Consider the following 20,596-nt stretch of genomic DNA (forward strand, 5'->3'; position numbering starts at 1 on the left):
AATCGGCGGCTTTCTGTCCTGTGCATGTTCCCGTAAATCCGCTCGCTGAGAGTGTAACGGAACTGAGCGACCTTAAACGCCCTTACTCGCGCCGAAAATATTTCTAACGGAACGAGGAGACGTTATTTTCACGGAAATCCCTTGTTACCGCTGCCCAATCCTTCAATAAGGTCTCTCAGTTCCGCTACGATTCGAAACCGCTGTTTTTTCCCGTATTAAGGTCTCCCAGTTCCGTTAGAGTAAGAAATCCGCTCACTTCGAACGACATTCCCGTTTGTCGGGTAAGAAAGCAAACTCAACTACCGCTTCTTGCGTTCTGTATGTTACGAATTCAGGGCTGATCTGAATAGGGAATCCGTCTGTTCTTCGCTTTTTCGCTTCTTCGCTTTTGGCTTTTGGGCTTTCCGCTTCTTGCCTTTCTTCGCTTTCTTGGCTTCTGGATACAAGCGTTCGCCGCTCGATCACTTGTTACCTGAAACTAACCGCTTTCCAAGCCCGTTACACCGCTTCCTGGAACTGGCTGTTGTACAGGTTCGCATAAAATCCGCCTGCTGCAAGCAGCTCTTCATGCGTGCCCTGCTCGATCACGCTGCCCTTGTTCATCACCAGGATGACGTCCGCATTGCGAATCGTCGACAGTCGGTGGGCGATGACAAAGCTGGTGCGCCCCTCCATCAGCCGCGACATCGCATTCTGGATCAGCACCTCTGTCCGCGTATCGACACTGCTTGTCGCCTCATCCAAAATGAGAATCGCAGGATCGGCCAGAATGGCACGTGCGATTGTAAGCAGCTGTTTTTGCCCTTGGGACAGGTTCGACGCTTCCTCGTTCAGCACGGTGTCGTAGCCTTCCGGCAATGTGCGGATGAAGTGATCGGCATGCGCGGCTTCGGCGGCCCGCACAACCTCCTCCTCCGTCGCATGCTCCCGGCCGTATCCGATGTTGTCGCGTATCGTGCCGTTGAACAGCCACGTATCCTGCAGCACCATGCCGAACAGGCTGCGCAGCTCGCCGCGCGCAATCTCGCGAATATCGCGGCCGTCAATGGTGATGCGTCCGCCGCCGATTTCGTAGAAGCGCATCAGCAGGTTTACAAGCGTCGTCTTGCCGGCCCCCGTCGGGCCGACGATCGCCACCATTTGTCCCGGCTTCACCTCTATATTCAGATCTTCCATCAGCAGCGCGTCTTCCTTATAACCGAAGCGGACATGCTCGAATGCGACCGCTCCGCGCGGCCTCGATGCGGGCGTTCCCTGCTCGGCGTCGCGCTCCTCTTCTTCTTCGTCCAGCAGCTCAAATACACGCTCCGCGGAGGCGACTGTCGATTGGATAATATTCGCAATGTTCGCCGCCTGTGTAATCGGCATGGAAAACTGCCGCGCGTACTGAATGAAGGCCTGCACATCCCCAATCGCAATGCGCTGACCGGCGACCAGAATCCCGCCCACCACGCAGATCAGGACATAGCCGATATTGCCGACGAAGCTGATCAGCGGCATCATGATGCCGGAGATGAACTGCGCGCGCCAGCCAGATTGATAGAGGCGCTCATTGATTTCCTTGAAGGTCTCAATCGATTTCTTCTCGTGGCGGAATACTTGAATGAGATTGTGCCCGGCGTACATTTCCTCCACATGGCCGTTCAGCTCGCCTAGCGAGCGCTGCTGGCCTATGAAATGTCCCTGCGAGCGCTTCGCCACCCTTGCTGTCACGACCGCGCTAAGCGGCAGCGTCAATAGGCAGATCAGTGTCAGCAAAGGACTAATTGTCAACATCATGACCACGACACCGACAATCGTCACCACAGAAGTAATCAATTGGGTCAAGCTTTGCTGCATCGTATTGCTGATATTGTCCACGTCGTTCGTCATGCGGCTCAACGTTTCCCCATGCGTGCGGGAATCGAAATACTTCAGCGGCATCCGATTCAGCTTGGCATTTACTTCACGGCGCAATTCATAAACGGTCTTCTGCGCGACGCCTGCCATCACGTATTGCTGCACATAGCTGAAGATCGAACTGAACGCATACAGGCCGATCAGAATGACGATGATGTTCCCAATATAGGCAAAATCTATCGCGGCCCCTTCCACACCGTTCATGCGCGCCATGACGCCTTCGAACAGCTTCGTCGTCGCGTCGCCCATTATTTTCGGCGCAAGGATGCCGAACAGCGTGCTCAGAATCGCCGCGGCGAACACTGCGAACAGCTGATATTTGCGCGGTTTCAGGTAGCCCAGCAGTCTTTTCAATGTGCCCTTGAAATCCTTGGCCTTCTCACCCGGCGCGCCCATGCGCCCTCCCATAGGGCCTCCGCCCATTGGTCCGCCCATCGGTCCACCACCAGGTCGGGGTCCGGGGTGCCGGGGCATGCCGGAGCCGGATTGCGGCTGGCGTTCACTCATGCGATCTCCTCCTCCGACAGCTGCGAGGCTACAATTTCCTGATAGACGGCATTGTGCTGCAGCAATTCTTCGTGCGTGCCCATTCCCGCTACACTTCCACCCTCAAGCACGACAATGCGATCGGCATCGCGTATCGAACTGACGCGCTGCGCCACTATAATCACTGTGGCATCGCCGGTTTCCGCTTTCAGCGCCTGACGAAGCTTGGCATCCGTCTTGTAGTCAAGCGCCGAGAAGCTATCGTCGAACACATAAATTTCCGGCTTGCAGACGAGCGCCCGGGCAATGGACAAGCGCTGCTTCTGGCCACCCGACACATTCGTGCCGCCCTGCGAAATACGCGCCTCGAAGCCGTCCTCCATCTCCATAATGAAGTCGAGCGCTTGTGCGGTGGCCGCTGCGTGACGGATTTCCTCGTCGCTCGCATCTTCCTTGCCGTAGCGAATGTTGTCTGCAATTGTGCCGGAGAACAGTACGGCCTTCTGCGGGACGAAGCCGATCTTCGCGCGCAGGCTTGCCTGCGTCATCTCCCGCACATCGACACCGCCCACCAGCACCTGACCGCTTTCCACGTCATAAAAGCGGGGAATCAGACTGATCAGGGTGGATTTCCCCGAGCCCGTGCCTCCAATGATAGCCGTCACTTCCCCCGGATTCGCCTCGAACGAAATGCTGCGCAAGGCCGGCTCTTCCGCTCCGGGATACCGGAAGGTGACATCGCGGAATTCCACTGTCCCCCCTTGGCCTGGTTCTACGGGCCGCTCCGCGTCATGAATACTGCCGGACAGCTCCAGCACCTCCTGAATACGCGCAGCCGATGCAGCCGCGCGCGGAAGCATGACGAAGATCATCGACAGCATAATGAGCGAGAACAAAATCATCATCGCATACTGGATGAACGCCATGAGATCACCGACCTGCATATGACCATGATCGATCCGGATGCCGCCGAACCAAAGAATGGCCACCGTCGAGAAATTCAGAATCAGCATCATCGTCGGCATCATCAGCGCCATAATGCGGTTCACCTTCACAGCCGTGTCCGTCAAATCGAAGTTCGCTTCTTCAAATCGCCGCTGCTCATGCTCCGTTCGGTTGAATGCGCGAATGACGCGAATGCCCGTCAAGCCTTCGCGCTGCACCAGGTTCACCTTGTCCAGCTTGATCTGAATGGCCTTAAATAGCGGAACTCCCTTGCGAGCAATCAAAAAAATGGCCAACGCCAATATCGGCATCACGCCGATAATGACCAGCGCCAGCGTCGTATCCTTCCACAGCGCCATGATGATGCCGCCAATCGCCATCATCGGAGCAGCAATCATCATCCGCATGATCATGATCAGCACCTGCTGCACTTGCGTGATGTCGTTCGTCGTCCGCGTTATGAGCGATGCCGTGCCAACCTGGTCAAATTCCTGCTGGGAGAAGCTGCTGACATGCGTAAACAGTTTGCTGCGCAGATCACGTCCAAAGCCGGACGCAGCCATGGCGGAATAGTAGCTGCCCAGTATCATGCAAATGGCGCCAAGCGCAGCAACCAGCAGCATCCATCCCCCCATCTTCAGGATATACGGGGTATCGCCAACCTGAACGCCGTTGTTCACGAGATCCGCCATCAGGGTCGGCAAGTACAGCTCGGACAGCGACTGCAGGAACACGAACAGCAGCACCAATGCCACGAACCCCCGGAACGGCTTCAAATATACGAGCAGCTTCCTCATGATTCGCCCTCCTCGTGGGGGGAGGAGCTATGCCGCTTCATAAATTCCTTGAACATATAGTCGCTGGCTTTCTGCAGCGACTCGGCAAATTGCACACTTTGCTCCTCCCCAAGATGCTCCACCAGCTCAAGAAACATCCGGAGCCTCGCATCATTGACAGCTTGGATATACTTCTCTCCTTCCTCTGTCAGGCGAATCCGGACAATACGCCGATCGGCGGCATCCGCTTGCCGCTCCACATAGCCTTGGGCTTCCAGACTGTTAATATGCTGCGTCACCGTCGGCGAGGTGACATCCAGCTTCTCGCTAATTTCCGACACCATTATACCGGGCTCGCCCTTCTCTGTACGCGAACGGATCGCGTAGAGAACCATAATCTCCCCGGGCTTGCGCTTGCCTTCACGACTGTACATGCGATGCTCCCTGCGGCGCGCATAGAAAAACGCTTCCATCAGCTGCTTCGCAATTTGCTCTTTATGCTCCGACATTCTCCTCCACCCCTCTACCCTCTTACGCACGATGACGTATGACCTGGTTGTGTGTGTTGCCGTTCAACTGCTGCAATGGCTCTGCTCAGATCGCCGAATCACATTGGCAATCAATTATTTAGGTTGTCAATTAATTAGGTAACCTAATTATATGCGTGCAACATGCTGGCGTCAAGATGCCATCTTCCTGCTAACTGTGTACGAATTATCACTCAAACCCGGTCCAGCACGGCGTGTATGTTCAAGTTTCGAACGATATTTCGTTCAAAACGATGCGGGGGACTCCAAAAACAGGAGGCTTTGTACGATAATTCGTTCAAAACGATGCGGGGGACCACCAAAAATAGGGGCTTTGTACGATATTTCGTTCAAAACGATGGGGGAACTCCAAAAACAGGGGCTTTGTACGATATTTCGTTCAAAACGATGGGGGAACTCCAAAAACAGGAGACTTTGTACGATATTTCGTTCAAAACGATGGGGGAACTCCAAAAACGGGAGGATTTGTACGATATTCCGTATAAAACGATGCGGGGGACATCCAAAAACAGGGGCTTTGTACGATATTTCGTTCAAAATCATGGAGGGGACTCCAAAAACAGGAGGCTTTGTACGATATTCCGTTCAAAACGATGGGGGAACTCCAAAAACAGGAGGCTTTGTACGATATTTCGTATAAAACGATGCGGGGGACATCCAAAAATAGGGGCTTTGTACGATATTTCGTTCAAAACGATGCGGGGAACCTCCAAAAACAGGGGCTTTGTACGATATTTCGTATAAAATCATGGAGGGGACTCCAAAAACAGGAGGCTTTGTACGATATTTCGTTCAAAACGATGGGGGAACCTCCAAAAACAGGGGCTTTGTACGATATTTCGCCCCGGCTCCTGATGCTCAACCAACAAATACGAGCAGGGCAGCAGTAACCCCATGCCCCCACTTAACAAGCCGGCATTCGAACTTCCCGTGCCAGTCTCCGTATCGCAAGCGAGGTTCCGATTGACCTGGGCACATGATCCTGCGGCCTTGCGCGACTGTTTCCTTCAGTCCACCTCTGCCAAATAACGCAGCGATTCCGCGCTCCACTCGCCAAGCCGCCACATGGCGACTCGCTGTATCTCCGCTTCCCGCAGCGTCTCTACCCACAGCTTAAAGGTGCTGGCATCCGCATACCAGACGGTATGCTGCACCCCCTGCTCGTCCGTGTATTCGAAGAAGACAGCTCCGCTTGCCTGATCCCTGCGCTTGGCCGCCCCAGCCTGATCCGCAAGCGCCAACGCTTGCTGCTCGGTCAGAGCTTTCACATCGCCGTTCGCCGACCAAGCGAAGCCTCCACTCGCCAGTGCGATGATCGGCTCGCCCGGCAGCTTGTGCGATCTCGCGGCAAGCTCTCTCAGAAACTTCTGATCCGCCTTCGGTCCGGGACCGCTGTGAGTGCCGAACAGGTTATAGGCCATCAGAACATAGGACGGACCTGCCGGAAGCGACAGCCGTTCGATTGGCGCCCGCGGTTCAAGAATGACGCGAAGCGACTTGCCATGAACCTCCAATTCCGCTTGCAGCTCGGCAAAGAACGCTTCAAGCCGTTCCCAGTCCTCCTCTGCGATTCGCTCATAATCGATCTCCAAGCCGTCGAAGCCATGCTCCAATACAACCGCTACCAGCTCCTGAACGTGCTTGCTTCGGCTTTGCGGCGTGGCTGCCAGTCGGGTAACCAGTTCAGAGTCCTTCTGTACGGATGTGCCATCCTCCAGCCAAACATCATTGACCACCGTCAAGTACACTTCCGGACCAATGCCATCCCGATCCTGAAGGGGGACAGCCCCGCCAGATGCCATCTCCGAAAGGGCAGCCGCCAGCGCCGGGGTAAAGGTCAAACCATCCTTGTCGTCGTAATACAACGCGAACATATGCAGGCTGTCCAAGTGATCGGCGACTGCTTGATAATCTTGCAGCCCGCTCTCCAGCTGCCAGTCCACCACCCATGCGGACACGGATAGTGGAAGATCCGGGGATGAATCGAGCTTATAAATGTACAAAGCAATCCCGCCAAGCACGGCTGCCGCCGCTAGCCATGAAATTACTTTCGTCTTGATACGCAGACGGGTTCCCATCTTCTGCTCCCTCCCCCAGATCCACTTTGCCATGCGCTGCGCATCTTTGCGCGCCCTAGAACTAGAAAGCTTCAATCGACCAATCGACCAGCGCGTTCACCTGATTGGCTATCGCGCGGCGCACCTTGGAGATGCCTGTCAGCTTGTTGCTGTACAGCTCCTCCGCAACCTCGCCCTGGTCATGGACCGAGGCCACAGCAAGCCGATCAAACACGGCATCATAGATATCATCCTTGCGATTTTGCTCGCTGTATCTCGCCTCCAGCGCAATGCCGCTTCCCTGCAAGCCTGCGTCGATCTCTAGCCCTTCAACCCATGTTTCGCCGTCTATGGCGATCGTCAGGCGATCCCCCAGCAGCAGAACGTCCAGCTGGCGCTTCTGCTGAATGTTGATCGGAATTTGGCCATCCTCGTAGGCGATTGCCGCACCGGCGGCTGTTTGCTCCCTAGTGTACACGGAGGCTTTGTCGAAGGCCAGATCCTCGGATTTCCAGTGCACCTCGCCCAGCTCCTGCTCAAGCAGCAAGTGTGCTTGCGCCTGTCCGGGAGCCTTCTGCTCCACCCTTAGCCGATTGTCCAGAATACCAACCCGAAGGTACGTATCCTGCTCCTGATCATATCGGATTTGAATCGCCTGATGTCCGACCACGTTGCCTGCCAAATCGGCCGTCAGCCGGATATTCCCGGCTGCCTCGCTGTCCTGCAAGACCAGCCTGCCTGTTTCGCCCGGCGGGGAGGTCAGTACGATCCGCTCATGGATGAATTGCGCAGCTCCGCTCACCGTTGCCCACTGCCTCGCCCGCTTCTCATCGCCCGTCACGAAGATGACTGGCTCGCCCGTGTCCTTCTGAATCTTCATCAACAGATGGTTCGTGTACCAGTAAGGCGCCACCTGCAGACGAGTCAGATTGTGCGGACTGTCCGTTCCCGTATTGTAGGCGGTGCCTTCCCGATTGAAGTGGACCGGAAACAGCCGTTCGATGTTGCGTACGTTCGCTTCCTCCACCAATCGATTCATGCCCCCGTACACGGTGTTGGCGTGCATAATCATATAGACGTCGGGAACATCTCCGAACGCTTTGGCATAATCCTGCTCCAGCAGCGCGTAATCGCGATCAATCCGCTCGAACATTTCCTCACGGTTTTCGACCGGGACCATGCGGTCGTCGCGAATAAAGTCCATCAGATAGTGATTGTAATAGGCAATCTTCTCGATGTCCTGCTGCTTCTTCATTTCGCTGTCGCTCAGCACACCCAAAAACTGTCCCTCATAATCAAAGATGTTGATATAAGACAGACGGTAGCCGTTTGTGCCCAGTTCCCAGTATCCGGATTTCAGCATCTTGCGCAAATCTTTCGGACGAAGAAACTTGCGTTCATGATTTTGCATCTTCTCCGCATACGTCATCATCGTCGCCCTATAGTCCAATTTCTCCAATATCGATTGGGCATATAAGGCCGAATCGTTCCGTCCGTCCTCAAAGGCCAGGAACAGCGCCTTGTCCGGCAGCGGACTTCCCTGCTCGTAATAGTTCCTAATATCCTGCTGGGAAATAGTCACATAGCCCTGCTCTTGAAGGGTAAGCAAGTGCTCTTCCATCAAATCGTTGTCCACCAGCTTCGCCGTGCCGGTCCGCCCTACGCCGAAATAAGACAGCGCAATAAACCCGTCTTGATTCGTCCAAGCGGCCCGCTCCGGCTCCTCGTAAGTCCGTACGTGGTTCACCGCCTGGAAGATCAGCCAGCCGATCCAGATCAGCACCGCGAGTTGCAGGACGGTGCGGATGGCTTTTTTGCGATTTTTCCGACGCACATTCAACTGTCCTTGCTTTTTCCACATGCGCTCTTCACTTCTTTATGCTTTATTTCGATAAACTGATTTCGCTATTGTCCGCCTTCTTCCTGGCCTTCCGCGCTTCCTTGCGGTTCCGCTCCTCCACATCCTGCGGCGTCTCCCTCGTTCCCCAGGTCGACTTCCAGAAGGTGACCCAGGCAACAGGCATCTGCCAGAGCAAGACGAGCTCATAGAACACGCAGAATACGACGCCGAACAGCCACAACCGGCTGCGCTTGAAGAAGAGGTGGGCCAAGCTCATCAGCATCGCCATCATGAACAAGCCAAGCAAGAAAGTTCCGGGAAAGACGCCGTATCGAAGCGGCGTATAAACCAGATTGTACAAGACGACCACCGGCGCGGCGATGGGCACGATCAGACCAATATAGAAGAAGAACGCCATGAACGGCTCTTTCTTCCAGATGAAGCCTCCGGCGCGCAGCGATTCCCGCAGCCAGGAGCGCTTCCAGCGCATTTGCTGCTTCAGGAACACCTTCCGGGAGGATGGGACGATGGTTGAGCAGATCGCGCTGTCCTGATAGCCGGTGCGATGGGTTTGCAGCACGAAGTTCGTCATGCTCCGGTCATCGCCGAAGGTGGCCGGGTGGCCAAGAAAGCGCTGGTTCAGCCAAGCATCGGCATGTTGGAGGACCAGGTCTTTCCGGTAGCAGGACAACGGGCCGGACAGACAGGTGACACAGTCAAAGTACGATTCGGCCGCCTTCATAATGCGAAACGCAATATAATAGCGGACGGTCTGCATTTTCGTATAAAAGTTGGTGTACTTGTTCTCCACTTCGGTCCGCCCGGACACTCCGCCCATGCGCGGATCCTGGAACGGCTGCACGAGATGGCGGATTGCCGTCGGCTCCAGGAAGCTGTCCGAGTCAACGAAGACGATCAAGTCGTGCTTCGCCTGCTTCACGCCCTGTACAAGCGCCTCGCGCTTGCCGCCATTCTGAGGAAGGATGTGAAATTTCAAGCGTTCCCTCGTGTTGTACCGTTCAGCGCGCTCATGAATCATCTGGATGGTTTTCTGAATTTGCTCGGCCGAGCCGTCAGTCGAACAATCGTCTACAACGATGACCTCCAGCCGGTCGACGGGATAGTCCTGATTCATGCAGCTGATGATAGTGCGATGAATCCATTGCGCCTCATTGAAGCAGGGAATAACGATCGAAACACCCGGCGTGTAGTCCGGATTGATCGGAACCTCCCGGTACAAGCCGCCGAACAAGTACCGCGACAGCAAAAAGGCCGCCGCAATCAAGCTGTACAAGTACAGGACAAAATGGTATTGAAAGTAGATGATGCTCTGCACGCGCATCAGCATGATGAACAGCACGGCGAAGAACAGCATCGTGCTGGCCGTATAGATCGATACGCCCCAGCGCTTGCGCCTGAAATATTCGGTAAGCGGCCGGACAAATTGAAAGGCCACCATCTGCTTCTCCGCTTCGTCTTCGGCACGCGTGAACGTGCGCACTACCTGTACCGCTATCTTGACCGCATGCTCGAAGCCCTCCGGCATCGTGCCGGGAGGGATGCGGAAACGGGCGTGCAGCGTCTGTCCCACTTCGAACGAGCCGTGCCCGTCCCCTGCTTCCACTAGCATGCCGGTGGACGATATATCCACTGCTCTCACTGGCAAGGCATTCTTCTTCCGGCGCCTAGTCCCCTCCGGGAAGAGGCTCACCTCAAAATCTGCCTCGTAGCGAAGGCTCAACAGCCTAAGCTTGTCCACATCTCCGGACGGCTGATCGCCCCCTGCATTGAGCAGACCGCGACGATCCGTCGTCACGCGTATGTTCTCCGGATCCGGCACATAGGTAAGAGGCCGCCGGTCCTGCCGCGGCATCGCCAGCTTTTCTTCCACTTCGGACGGTTTTCGTCTACCCAGCTTCTTAAACATATACCTACTCCTAACCACTACAAACGCCAATAGTGGAAATGACGCTCGGTAAAGGACTCCTTCGCATATGTGCCCCGCACATCCACCATCAGCTTGGCATGCTTCTGATCGTACATCTTCTCGAAATCATCAACGGTCAGCGCTTGAAACGCGTCGTGAGGGACAGCCACAATGACGGCATTCATGTTCTTCAGCGAGGAAAGCTCCGACAACCGAATGCCGTACTCAGCGGCAGCCTGCTCACGATCCGCAAGCGGGTCTACGACAGTCGGCTCTATCCCGTAATCCGCCAGCTCGCGGACGATATCCCGCACCTTGCTGTTGCGGATATCCGGACAATTCTCCTTGTAGGTCAAACCCAATATGGCAATGCGAACATGCTCCATATTCAGCTTCAGCCGAACAAGCTCCTTGATCACCTGCTGCGCCACATAGACGCCCATGCCCTCGTTAATTTGTCTGCCAGCCAGGATGATCTTCGAGAGATAGCCGGAATCCTCCGCCTTGTATGTCAAGTAATAGGGATCGATGCCAATGCAATGGCCTCCGACCAACCCCGGGCGGAAAGGAAGGAAATTCCACTTGGTTGCGGCCGCCTGCAGCACTTGATGGGTATCGAGTCCCATCCGGTGAAAGAGCATCGACAGCTCGTTCATGAATGCGATGTTAATGTCCCGCTGCGCATTTTCTATCACTTTGGCCGCTTCTGCCACCCGGATGCTCTCCGCCCGATATACACCCGCTTCAATAATAGATGCGTACAGCTTCGCAACCACTGCCAGCGCTTCCTCATCGCTGCCGGATACGACCTTCGTAATCGTGGCCAGTTCATGCTCGCGATCCCCCGGATTGATGCGTTCCGGCGAATACCCGACCTTGAAGTCTTCACCGAAGCGCAAGCCGGATTCTCGTTCCAAGATCGGGATGCATATTTCCTCGGTAACGCCGGGGTAGACGGTAGATTCATAGATGACAAGCGCACCCGGCGCAAGACTCCGGCCCACCATACGGCTGGCGCTCTCTACAAATCGCAGGTCCGGCACATTCCCGCTTCTGATCGGGGTAGGCACTGTGACCACGTAGACACTGGCCTCCGCCAACCTGCTTTCGTCCTCGGTGAAATCCACCCGGTTATCGCGAAGCGCATCATCGCCCAGGCTGCCGGTAACATCCTTCCCGTTCCGGTAGCGTTCTATCTTGTTCTTGTCTACATCGAACCCGATGACAGGCATGCGCTTTGCGAAAGCGAGCGCAAGCGGCAACCCTACGTACCCAAGTCCGATTACCGCCAATTTGGCCTTTCCCTCCAGCAACCGATTCATCAAGCGCATTTCCCCATGTTCCTCTCATTCTTTGGCATATTCCAGCAATTCCGTTACTTTTACGAATGTAAACCCTCTGTCCTGCAATCCTTCAATCACGTCAGGCAGGGCTTCCGGCGTATGGATGTGATCGTGCAGATGCAGCAGGATGATGCTGCCGTCTACAGTCCGTTCCAGAATGGTACTCACTATATCCTCTGCGCGATTATTCACATCCCAGTCCAGTGCCGTGACATCATAGTTGACAATCGTTCTGTAGCCTGTTGCAGCGATAATTCGGGATGCGTTCTCGTCAATTTCGCCTGTAGGCGGACGGAACAGCATGAGCGGCTGCTCCTGCAACGCTTCAGTCAGCACCCGATGCGCCTTGACCACGTCTTCCTGCAGTTCCTCCGGCGACAAAGTCGTTACAACCTTGTGGCTGTGCGTGTGATTGGCAATCTCATGGCCCTCATCCAGAATGGCCCTGGCCAGGTTCGGATTGCGCTCCACCCCATCGCCGACAAGGAAAAAGGTACTCTTCACGTTGTACGAGGCCAGCGTTTCGAGAATATGATTAATCGTCTTCTCACTTCCCCAGTCGTCGAACGTCAACGCAATCTTGTTCTCGCCATTAGGCAGACTAGTTATATATAAGTAATCGGTATTCGCATAATCCAAATTAAGCTGGGCCGCGTCATGCCCAGGAATTTCCTCCAGCGCTTTCCGGACCGTTCCCTCTCCCATCAGCTCCCCTAGCGGGACCGCTACAAATCCTTGGCGCTCCACCGCTTCGGCGATATGACCAATGGCGTCTACGATTTCCGGATTGAGATGGGTGTTCAGAAGAATAACCGCGCCGCGATGCAAAAACCGATCCACATACGCCCCGATCTCCGCTGCGCTCTGCCCGTCGCGGTCCCTCGGATTGATGCTGGCTCCAATCACAGCCTCCATGCCGAGCGCCTTCGCGGCACGCCGCATCTCGTCGGTGTAATCGCCTGAGCGGGTGCGCACATATCTCGGGCTGAGACCAGTCTCGCGTTCTATGAGCTCGTTGGTGAGCTGCAGGTCCTCCACAATCTGCTCCGCGCTCCAGCTGCTCATGTCCAGCTGGTCCAGCGTATTGTTGGCAATCTCATGACCGGCCTCCGCAATCATGCCGACGACATCCGGCTCCTCTGCCACACGCATGCCCGGCAGGAAAAATGTCGCCCGCATCTGATGCTTGTCCAGCTCCTGCAGCAGCCGAGTCATGGTATCCAAATCGGCCATCCCATTGAAGGTCAAGGCTACCCGCTTCCGCGAAGTATACACGTCATCGACAGCAAGGCCCAATTCCTCGGTCAGCACAACAGCCTGTTCCTCATCTTGTGAAAGGCTGTTCGCGCTATCGAACTCCAGAGGCGGCTTCTCTCTCTTGCCGAGCAGCATCCAGCTGGTCCACACGAGCAAAGCCAAGCCGACTATTACAGCTAAGGCCGCCAGTGCCGACTTGCGAGATGTAAACAGATTCTTAAAGGGCATTGGCATGTGCTCCTTCTATCTACTTAATTCCGGCAGTATACAATAACATTCTATACATTTTCTAGACAGGTTGCATACGGCCAATTATTTCTTGGTTTAATTTACATATTATGGTTATCTTTGCAATGACAAATAAGCAGGAACCCGACCGTTTGCCAGTCTCCTGCTATGCGTATGCCGCGGCCAGCAATCATGATTCGGACGGCTTCTCCTGCTGAGACTTCACGTAAGCCTTTAATCCTGACAGCAGCGTTTTTTTCATCGCATCATCGCATTGCAAATAAATCCCGTACTGATATTGGCTTACTCTCGGCTTGCGCCATACGAACCTGCCGGGTATCGCGTATTCCGCCGCCGCAAAGTTGATATAGAAGAGGCCGTTGATTTTCTTCTCTGCCACCGGCAAATCGAGGGAGGTTGTAATCTTCAAGCCTCGCGGGCTTATGTCGCGGACCTCCATTTCGCCCATGCGGCTCTCGATTTTTTTGCCATCTACTTCAATCAGGCGGAACTTCCCGGCCAGCGGCTCCTCGAATTCATAGCGAAATGCTTCGTTTCTGCGACTCAAGTTCATGTTTATCACCCTTACATCATACTGATGGAGGTTCCATCCTCATACTCGGATTGTGTGCATTGCAGTTGACTGTTGGGGCTATTTCCTTGCTGTTGCATGGGATGAAAAGATATTTATTTTCCATGGTTTCCACTACTATACACCCGCATTCTGTACAATTTCTAAACATTGTCGAAAGCTGCCCTTTCGTTCCACCCGCATTCAGCTAAAAAAAATGCTCCCCGCTCATCATGAGCGTGAAGCATTTCGGCTACGATTGGTCTCTTGCAAGGCATTACCTGTCCTGTCGATTCTGGCTCTTAGCTGCCCGCAGCTGCTCCTTCTTCTCCTTGCGTCTGCGGTGCAGGATTGGCTCGGTATAGCCGTTCGGCTGGTCATATCCTTGGAAAACCAGCTCGCAGGCAGCCTGGAAGGCGATGGAGCCGGCGAAATCTTCGGCCATGGGCGTGTATGCGGGATCGCCCGCATTTTGCTCATCCACGACCTTCGCCATGCGCTTCATTGTTTCCATAACCTGCTCTTTCGTGCATATGCCATGATGCAGCCAATTGGCCATATGCTGACTGGAGATGCGCAGAGTGGCACGATCCTCCATCAGCCCGATATGGTTAATATCCGGCACCTTCGAGCAGCCGATCCCTTGATCGATCCAGCGCACCACATACCCGAGGATGCCTTGGGCATTGTTATCCAGCTCCTGCTGAATCTCTTCGGCTGTCCAGCCCGGTTTTTCTGCTACAGGAATTTTCAATATCTCATCGGTCCAGTCTTTGGAAGCCTCTTTCAGCTGATCCTGCACCTGCTTGACGTTGACCTGATGATAATGCAACGCATGCAGGACGGCGGCCGTGGGCGACGGCACCCAGGCTGTATTGCAGCCTGCCTTCAGCTGGCTGATCTTTTGCTTGAGCATTTCATTCATCAGATCCGGCATTGCCCACATGCCCTTGCCGATCTGGGCTCGTCCCTGAAGTCCTGCGGCCAGGCCGATGCCGACATTCGACTGCTCATAGGCCTGCAGCCAAGCCGAGCTCTTCATCAGGTTTTTGCGAATCATGGGTCCGGCTTCCATCGACGTATGCATCTCATCTCCAGTGCGGTCCAAAAAGCCCGTGTTGATGAACACGATGCGCTCCTTGACCTGTCGGATACAAGCCTTGAGGTTCAGCGAGGTGCGGCGCTCCTCGTCCATCACCCCGATTTTCAGCGTGTAACGGGCCAACCCCAGCATATCCTCGACCCGATTGAACAAGGTGTTGGCGAAGGCGGTTTCCTCGGACCCATGCATCTTGGGCTTCACGATATAGATCGAGCCTTCGCGTGAATTGCGGTACGCGCCGCTGTTCAACAAATCATGCTTGGCAATCAGGCTTGTGATGACGGCATCCATGATGCCTTCCGGGATTTCCCGTCCTTCGCTGTCCAGGATCGCGTCCGTTGTCATCAGATGACCCACGTTCCGGACAAACAGCAAGGAGCGGCCCGGCAGACGGATGGTGCCGCCGGAAGCGCCGGTATAGCTGCGATCCGGCCGAAGGGTCCGCTTGATTTCGCGATCCCCCTTGCGGAAGGAGGCGGTCAGGTCGCCCTTCATCAAGCCCAGCCAGTTGCGGTACACCAGCACCTTATCCTCAGCGTCCACGGCGGCGACAGAATCCTCGCAGTCGATTATCGTGGTCAGCGCGGCTTCCATGAGCAAATCCTTCATGCCCGCGGCGTCCTCCATGCCGATCGGGTGCTGGCGGTCGAACTGCATCTCCATGTGCAGGCCGTTATTGCGCAGCAGGACAGCGCTCGGGACATCCGGCTCCCCCTGATAGCCAACGAACCGCGAAGGATCGGCCAGCCCGGTCTGCTCGCCGTTCGTCAGCTTGACTGCCAGCGTGCCATTGACGACCGCATAGTGCACAGCATCAGCGTGAGAGCCTGCTGCCAACGGGACAGCCTGGTCCAGAAATTGTCTGGCGAAGGCAATCACCTTCGCGCCGCGCTTGGGATTGTAGCTCTTGGCGATTCCAGCGCCATCCTCTTCAGCGATTGCATCCGTGCCATACAGCGCATCGTACAGGCTCCCCCAGCGGGCATTCGCCGCATTGAGCGCATAACGCGCATTGCTTACCGGCACAACGAGCTGCGGGCCGGCCTGCTCGGTAATTTCCGTATCCACTTGCTGTGTCGCAATCTCGAAATCGTCCACTTCCGGCTCAAGATAGCCGATCCCCTTCAAAAACGCCTTATAGCTCTTAGCATCAGCGCCAGGATGCTGTTTATGCCACTCGTGAATGGCCTGCTGCAGCTCGTCACGCTTCGCCAGCAGCTGCTTATTCAGGGGCGCCAAATCCTGCACCAACGCAGAGAAATCCGCCCAGAATTGCTCTGCATGGACACCGCTGCCCGGCAAAGCCTCGGAATGCACAAACTGATAAAGCGCCTCATCCACCTGCAGCTGTGCGGCTTTTACGTACTTGTTCAAAGGACTTCCTCCTCTTGTTGTTCAATATACAGAACATCGTTCGAGATACTATGTATATCATATTGTCACACAGAGCCCCCCGGATGTCAATTCAGATCCATTCGCAATCGCTCCGTCGTTCCTTAGGACACTGTCAGGCCCCATTCCAGCAAGGATAGAAAAAAAAGCTACCCTCCAAGCGGCAGCTTTGCCCCCGTTGAGAATAGCCTCGTTTTATCACAAATTTATTGTGTGGCCTCCCGGCCTTCTGCACAGCCGATCTATTCGAAATACATCGCCATTCTGGCATCCAGCAGCATGATGCGGTCAGCGCCGTGTTCGAACTGCAGGAAGGAAATCACATGCACATCCATCATCTCCTCCTGCGATTTGCGAGGCAGCTCTTCCAATGCCCGCCCCTCCTTGCTGTCATAGAAATAATCGAGATTATTGCCCCCGAGTTCGACCGCTGCTTTCGTTCCGTACAGCTGCTTGATCTCGTCCTTGCTCATCCCGCTCTCCGCCCCGCGCGCCGTTCGGTACTTACCTGCAGATGTGCGATCCAGAAACAGCCCCGCTGCCTGTTCATCCCTATAGGCGACCGTAACGCCGCCTTCATACTCTATCCAACCGAACGAGCCCTCCGTACCAGCGCCAAGCACAGCTTCAATCTCGGATCGAGTCATCTCATAGCAGACGCGTTCTTCCGTATCCACCTGGACCACGCACATGTCATCGACACTGTATGCATCCGGTTCGAATTCTCCGCCGCCGCAAGCCGTCAACAAGCTCGCTCCCAGGAAAGCGATCCATACTTTCATCATTAGAAAAACTCCTCTGACTCTAGAAATTCTGTTGTCCTGCATCGGGCTCCATTATAACACATCCTGCCACTGAACCCTATGCCGCTTCAAGTCCAGAGGGAAGCGTCATACGGGGACTGACGGGAAATTTGCCTTTACTATCCGATCAATCGGATATCCATTCGGCCAGTGCCGGGAAGCGCGCGCGGTAATGAACCTCGTTCTTCCCATTGAAACGGATGATGTGGCGGTTTTCCTCCCATAAGTACGTTTCTTGGATCGGCGGGAAGTCATTGACCAGTATCTCAGGCTCTCCAAACTGTTCCCTCAGCTGATCCAGAACAGCCGCCGAACGCTCCGCATTCATGCCCAGCAAAAAAATAAACACCACGAACCAGGCGGAACGATGTCAGCGGATAACGATCTTGGATCGGACCATAAGTGTCTTCAAAGGCTTGCTGCGAAGCTTCATCTGTAATCTCGTAGAAATGGCTGCTCGTATAGTTTTGAAAGATATAGTGCACTGCTGCCGTTTCTTTTTTCTCAGAATACACCAATCAGGCGTAGCGAGCCAGACATTCGCGAATGCTGAGCTCAAGCGGCGAGTAATCCTGCTCCCTGTCCCGGTTCAGATTCATCGGCTCCTTCAACGGCGTCGTCCGGTTGCACATAAAGCGCGGGATGCGCAATTTATTATGGGAGCGCGCATGGAACACGAACGGATGGCACAGCATCACATCCCCCGGCTTGCCCGTCATTTCAATTACACGGAGGTCGAAGCCCGCCGGGTCATGGTACACCTGATTCATAAACTTCTCCACGCGATCTTCTCCCGAAGCCGGTGCTGCGCCGGTCAGCTCAGCCAGCCACGGATGCGCATGAACCGATTTCATAATCGCTTCCCGATGCGACAATCCTTCAGGATGATCCTCCAGCACCTTCGCCACAATATTATGTGTGCCCTCGGCAATCAGTGTTCCTCCGCCCTGGGGGCGGATCTCCGAAAACAGGGGGATGCACAGCAAGCCTTGATCCGGGCTGTTGATAAAATGGTGAAATTGCTGACCATCGTAATGCCAGCCTTTTGCAGGAATATCCCAAGGGTCATCGCCGCCCTCGAAAAAGTTGACCGGCCACCATCCCCACATGACCACCGCATCCTTCAAGGCATAGCGATCCTCGCCGACCAGATCCTCGATGGCATCGACAAACCGCTGCGTATTGCAGCGCTCGAACTCCTCGGAAGCATAATTCTCCCGAATGTGGACGAGCGGTTCTGTCCAAGTCGACGGGTCATTCTTCTGAATCCCCCTCAAGCTTAGCTGCCGCCATATGTAATCCTGCGCCGCCAACGCATCTTCTTCTGCAAACGCCTGCTCCAGCTTCACCCAACCGCGTTCCATGAATTGATGTACCTGCTCCTCTGTCAACACCTTGTAAGCCATGCCAATCCCTCCTGATGTAAGATGAAGTGCGGAATGCCTGATAAATGTGTAAACGCTTACAATTGGTCGTGCTACCATATAGTATACAGGGATTTCATTGTGGGAATTAAAGAAGATACCCCTAGAAATTAAAGGACTTGGCTAAACCGACGGCCCCTCCCCAATCCGGGTGCACTCTGCCGAAGAATGCTTTACCTCTGGCTCATTGCAAACTATACTGGTTTCAAGAAGTTAGTAAATTCCCTCTTCCACTAGTCCGTACCCGGGTGTATGGGGAGGTTGACCTAAGGAAGAGAGCGATAGGAACAGTTAACATATCAACGTACACTCGCTGTATCATGTGGACATGGCTCATGCTCTCACCAACTGTGCCAGCTGTCATCATGATTAACCCGATGCAGGAGATTCCACAGTAATGACGAATAACGCTATAGAGCAACGGGCCGCATACTGTAACCTTAGTCTATTACCCAAATAGTGGTCTACTCTTTCAGGTGCGAATGTGAAGTGAACATAAAATCCCTGGAAGGTTCGCACCTGATTCCCCTTGATTCATTGGATAATCTGGGAGGTATGTCCAATTTGTTCATCAAGCATATGCTCCATTTATCCGCATTGTCGTGTGAAATCTAGGAATCTCCTTTCTTTTATGCTAGTTTTTTCTTGATTTTTGCTGTCGCACTCCTTGTGAGTGCGTGGATTGAAATAAAATCTCAAGCCACAGTTAGCCGAAAGGGTGACGGTCGCACTCCTTGTGAGTGCGTGGATTGAAATATCCAGATGCGATTATTCCAACACGCGCTAACCGTCGCACTCCTTGTGAGTGCGTGGATTGAAATCATGGTTACACCTCCATAAAAAATAGGAGAGGCGTCGCACTCCTTGTGAGTGCGTGGATTGAAATAGACAGATCGATTCGTTATGCAGACGGATGGAATCGTCGCACTCCTTGTGAGTGCGTGGATTGAAATACTCAATTTATTAACGATCATACTATCACCTCGATGTCGCACTCCTTGTGAGTGCGTGGATTGAAATCCGTTGCTCATCGGTCATCTCAAAATATGCCGTTGTCGCACTCCTTGTGAGTGCGTGGATTGAAATGCTTATCGGATGAAGCATGCTGAGTCCATCCAAGGGTCGCACTCCTTGTGAGTGCGTGGATTGAAATAAAGCTCAATGTGTTGTTAATGCCTACAAAAATCAGTCGCACTCCTTGTGAGTGCGTGGATTGAAATGGTGTCGGCATCGTGTCCTTGAAGCTTATTTTGCAGTCGCACTCCTTGTGAGTGCGTGGATTGAAATGATTTCAACGGCTTCCTCTGGCGTATACTCGCCGTCGCACTCCTTGTGAGTGCGTGGATTGAAATCTAAGAGCCGAGTAAATCGATGGTGTACGGAAAGTCGCACTCCTTGTGAGTGCGTGGATTGAAATTTCCTTGCGGATTTTTTCGTCCAGCTTACCTAGCGTCGCACTCCTTGTGAGTGCGTGGATTGAAATAGAAGTACAAAATGGTAGAGAAAAAGTGTTCTTGGTCGCACTCCTTGTGAGTGCGTGGATTGAAATCATAATACTTGTTCGTACATTTCCTGCTCTAGATGTCGCACTCCTTGTGAGTGCGTGGATTGAAATCCGAAAGCAATATGCTTTTTGTAGCCGTTAAAACGTCGCACTCCTTGTGAGTGCGTGGATTGAAATCACAGACTTTGATGAAGCATGGAAGGTGTGGGAGTCGCACTCCTTGTGAGTGCGTGGATTGAAATCCCGTTTTCCGAGTGCATTGTCATCGAAGTAAACCGTCGCACTCCTTGTGAGTGCGTGGATTGAAATTGAGGATTGCTCAGAACGTATTGATAATCATCTGGTCGCACTCCTTGTGAGTGCGTGGATTGAAATATGGTTGGCGTGGGGTAGATGCCTAGTGTGTTGTGGTCGCACTCCTTGTGAGTGCGTGGATTGAAATCTGATTTTCCGAGACAAACAAAAAACCCTTGCTTGTCGCACTCCTTGTGAGT

At 54.1% G+C, this 20,596-nt stretch carries 13 protein-coding genes and 1 CRISPR repeat array; all 13 genes read right to left on the reverse strand.

Annotation, left to right across the window (positions count from 1 at the left end; genetic code table 11):
- Positions 1-498: 498 nt before the first annotated feature.
- The 13 genes from XYCOK13_RS12965 to XYCOK13_RS13025 all read right to left on the reverse strand — a co-directional run bounded on the left by XYCOK13_RS12965 (position 499) and on the right by XYCOK13_RS13025 (position 18,580).
- Positions 499-2,406 carry an ABC transporter ATP-binding protein gene (locus XYCOK13_RS12965; RefSeq protein ID WP_373314400.1) on the reverse strand — a complete coding sequence of 636 codons (1,908 nt, stop codon included), beginning with the start codon at positions 2,404-2,406 and terminating at the stop codon, positions 499-501.
- The gene (locus XYCOK13_RS12970) at positions 2,403-4,127 is read right to left on the reverse strand and encodes an ABC transporter ATP-binding protein (protein WP_213412589.1); all 1,725 of its coding nucleotides are present in this window, start codon (positions 4,125-4,127) and stop codon (positions 2,403-2,405) included. Before XYCOK13_RS12970 ends, XYCOK13_RS12965 begins: the two co-directional genes overlap by 4 nt.
- Positions 4,124-4,615: a MarR family winged helix-turn-helix transcriptional regulator gene (locus tag XYCOK13_RS12975; RefSeq protein ID WP_213412590.1), complete on the reverse strand. Its 492-nt coding sequence runs from the start codon at positions 4,613-4,615 to the stop codon at positions 4,124-4,126. The genes XYCOK13_RS12970 and XYCOK13_RS12975 overlap by 4 nt, the downstream gene beginning before the upstream one ends.
- 1,046 nt (positions 4,616-5,661) lie before the next feature.
- The gene (locus tag XYCOK13_RS12980; RefSeq protein ID WP_213412591.1) at positions 5,662-6,765 is read right to left on the reverse strand and encodes a glycosyl hydrolase family 18 protein; all 1,104 of its coding nucleotides are present in this window, start codon (positions 6,763-6,765) and stop codon (positions 5,662-5,664) included.
- A gap of 28 nt (positions 6,766-6,793) precedes the next feature.
- Positions 6,794-8,572, reverse strand: a complete 1,779-nt coding sequence (locus XYCOK13_RS12985) for a polysaccharide deacetylase family protein (RefSeq protein ID WP_213412592.1) — start codon at positions 8,570-8,572, stop codon at positions 6,794-6,796.
- A gap of 22 nt (positions 8,573-8,594) precedes the next feature.
- Positions 8,595-10,478, reverse strand: a complete 1,884-nt coding sequence (locus XYCOK13_RS12990) for a glycosyltransferase (RefSeq protein WP_244865138.1) — start codon at positions 10,476-10,478, stop codon at positions 8,595-8,597.
- A 17-nt stretch (positions 10,479-10,495) separates the two neighbouring features.
- Positions 10,496-11,809 carry a nucleotide sugar dehydrogenase gene (locus tag XYCOK13_RS12995; RefSeq protein WP_213412593.1) on the reverse strand — a complete coding sequence of 438 codons (1,314 nt, stop codon included), beginning with the start codon at positions 11,807-11,809 and terminating at the stop codon, positions 10,496-10,498.
- Between the two features lie 15 nt (positions 11,810-11,824).
- A complete protein-coding gene (locus tag XYCOK13_RS13000) occupies positions 11,825-13,306 on the reverse strand; it encodes a polysaccharide deacetylase family protein (protein WP_213412594.1) in 1,482 nt (493 codons plus the stop codon).
- Between the two features lie 190 nt (positions 13,307-13,496).
- Positions 13,497-13,880 (reverse strand): PilZ domain-containing protein, encoded by a 384-nt coding sequence (locus XYCOK13_RS13005; RefSeq protein ID WP_213412595.1) that lies wholly within the window; start codon positions 13,878-13,880, stop codon positions 13,497-13,499.
- 274 nt (positions 13,881-14,154) lie between these two features.
- Positions 14,155-16,353: a malate synthase G gene (locus XYCOK13_RS13010; RefSeq protein WP_213412596.1), complete on the reverse strand. Its 2,199-nt coding sequence runs from the start codon at positions 16,351-16,353 to the stop codon at positions 14,155-14,157.
- A 260-nt stretch (positions 16,354-16,613) separates the two neighbouring features.
- Positions 16,614-17,156, reverse strand: a complete 543-nt coding sequence (locus XYCOK13_RS13015; protein ID WP_213412597.1) for a hypothetical protein — start codon at positions 17,154-17,156, stop codon at positions 16,614-16,616.
- Positions 17,157-17,301: 145 nt separating this feature from the next.
- Positions 17,302-17,511, reverse strand: a complete 210-nt coding sequence (locus tag XYCOK13_RS13020; protein WP_213412598.1) for a hypothetical protein — start codon at positions 17,509-17,511, stop codon at positions 17,302-17,304.
- A gap of 181 nt (positions 17,512-17,692) precedes the next feature.
- Positions 17,693-18,580: a phytanoyl-CoA dioxygenase family protein gene (locus XYCOK13_RS13025; RefSeq protein WP_213412599.1), complete on the reverse strand. Its 888-nt coding sequence runs from the start codon at positions 18,578-18,580 to the stop codon at positions 17,693-17,695.
- A 675-nt stretch (positions 18,581-19,255) separates the two neighbouring features.
- Positions 19,256-20,544: direct repeats of the CRISPR family, unit length 32 nt; unit sequence GTCGCACTCCTTGTGAGTGCGTGGATTGAAAT.
- Positions 20,545-20,596 lie beyond the last annotated feature (52 nt).

Source organism: Xylanibacillus composti (assembly GCF_018403685.1).
GTDB classification, from domain to species: Bacteria; Bacillota; Bacilli; order Paenibacillales; family K13; genus Xylanibacillus; species Xylanibacillus composti.

What these genes read in the sequence shown, in the direction of transcription:
- XYCOK13_RS12965 (WP_373314400.1), bottom strand. Translation starts at nt 2,406, where the DNA reads ATGAGTGAACGCCAGCCGCAATCCGGCTCCGGCATGCCCCGGCACCCC.
- XYCOK13_RS12970 (WP_213412589.1), bottom strand. Translation starts at nt 4,127, where the DNA reads ATGAGGAAGCTGCTCGTATATTTGAAGCCGTTCCGGGGGTTCGTGGCA.
- XYCOK13_RS12975 (WP_213412590.1), bottom strand. Translation starts at nt 4,615, where the DNA reads ATGTCGGAGCATAAAGAGCAAATTGCGAAGCAGCTGATGGAAGCGTTT.
- XYCOK13_RS12980 (WP_213412591.1), bottom strand. Translation starts at nt 6,765, where the DNA reads ATGGCAAAGTGGATCTGGGGGAGGGAGCAGAAGATGGGAACCCGTCTG.
- XYCOK13_RS12985 (WP_213412592.1), bottom strand. Translation starts at nt 8,572, where the DNA reads ATGTGGAAAAAGCAAGGACAGTTGAATGTGCGTCGGAAAAATCGCAAA.
- XYCOK13_RS12990 (WP_244865138.1), bottom strand. Translation starts at nt 10,478, where the DNA reads ATGTTTAAGAAGCTGGGTAGACGAAAACCGTCCGAAGTGGAAGAAAAG.
- XYCOK13_RS12995 (WP_213412593.1), bottom strand. Translation starts at nt 11,809, where the DNA reads ATGCGCTTGATGAATCGGTTGCTGGAGGGAAAGGCCAAATTGGCGGTA.
- XYCOK13_RS13000 (WP_213412594.1), bottom strand. Translation starts at nt 13,306, where the DNA reads ATGCCCTTTAAGAATCTGTTTACATCTCGCAAGTCGGCACTGGCGGCC.
- XYCOK13_RS13005 (WP_213412595.1), bottom strand. Translation starts at nt 13,880, where the DNA reads ATGAACTTGAGTCGCAGAAACGAAGCATTTCGCTATGAATTCGAGGAG.
- XYCOK13_RS13015 (WP_213412597.1), bottom strand. Translation starts at nt 17,156, where the DNA reads ATGATGAAAGTATGGATCGCTTTCCTGGGAGCGAGCTTGTTGACGGCT.
- XYCOK13_RS13025 (WP_213412599.1), bottom strand. Translation starts at nt 18,580, where the DNA reads ATGGCTTACAAGGTGTTGACAGAGGAGCAGGTACATCAATTCATGGAA.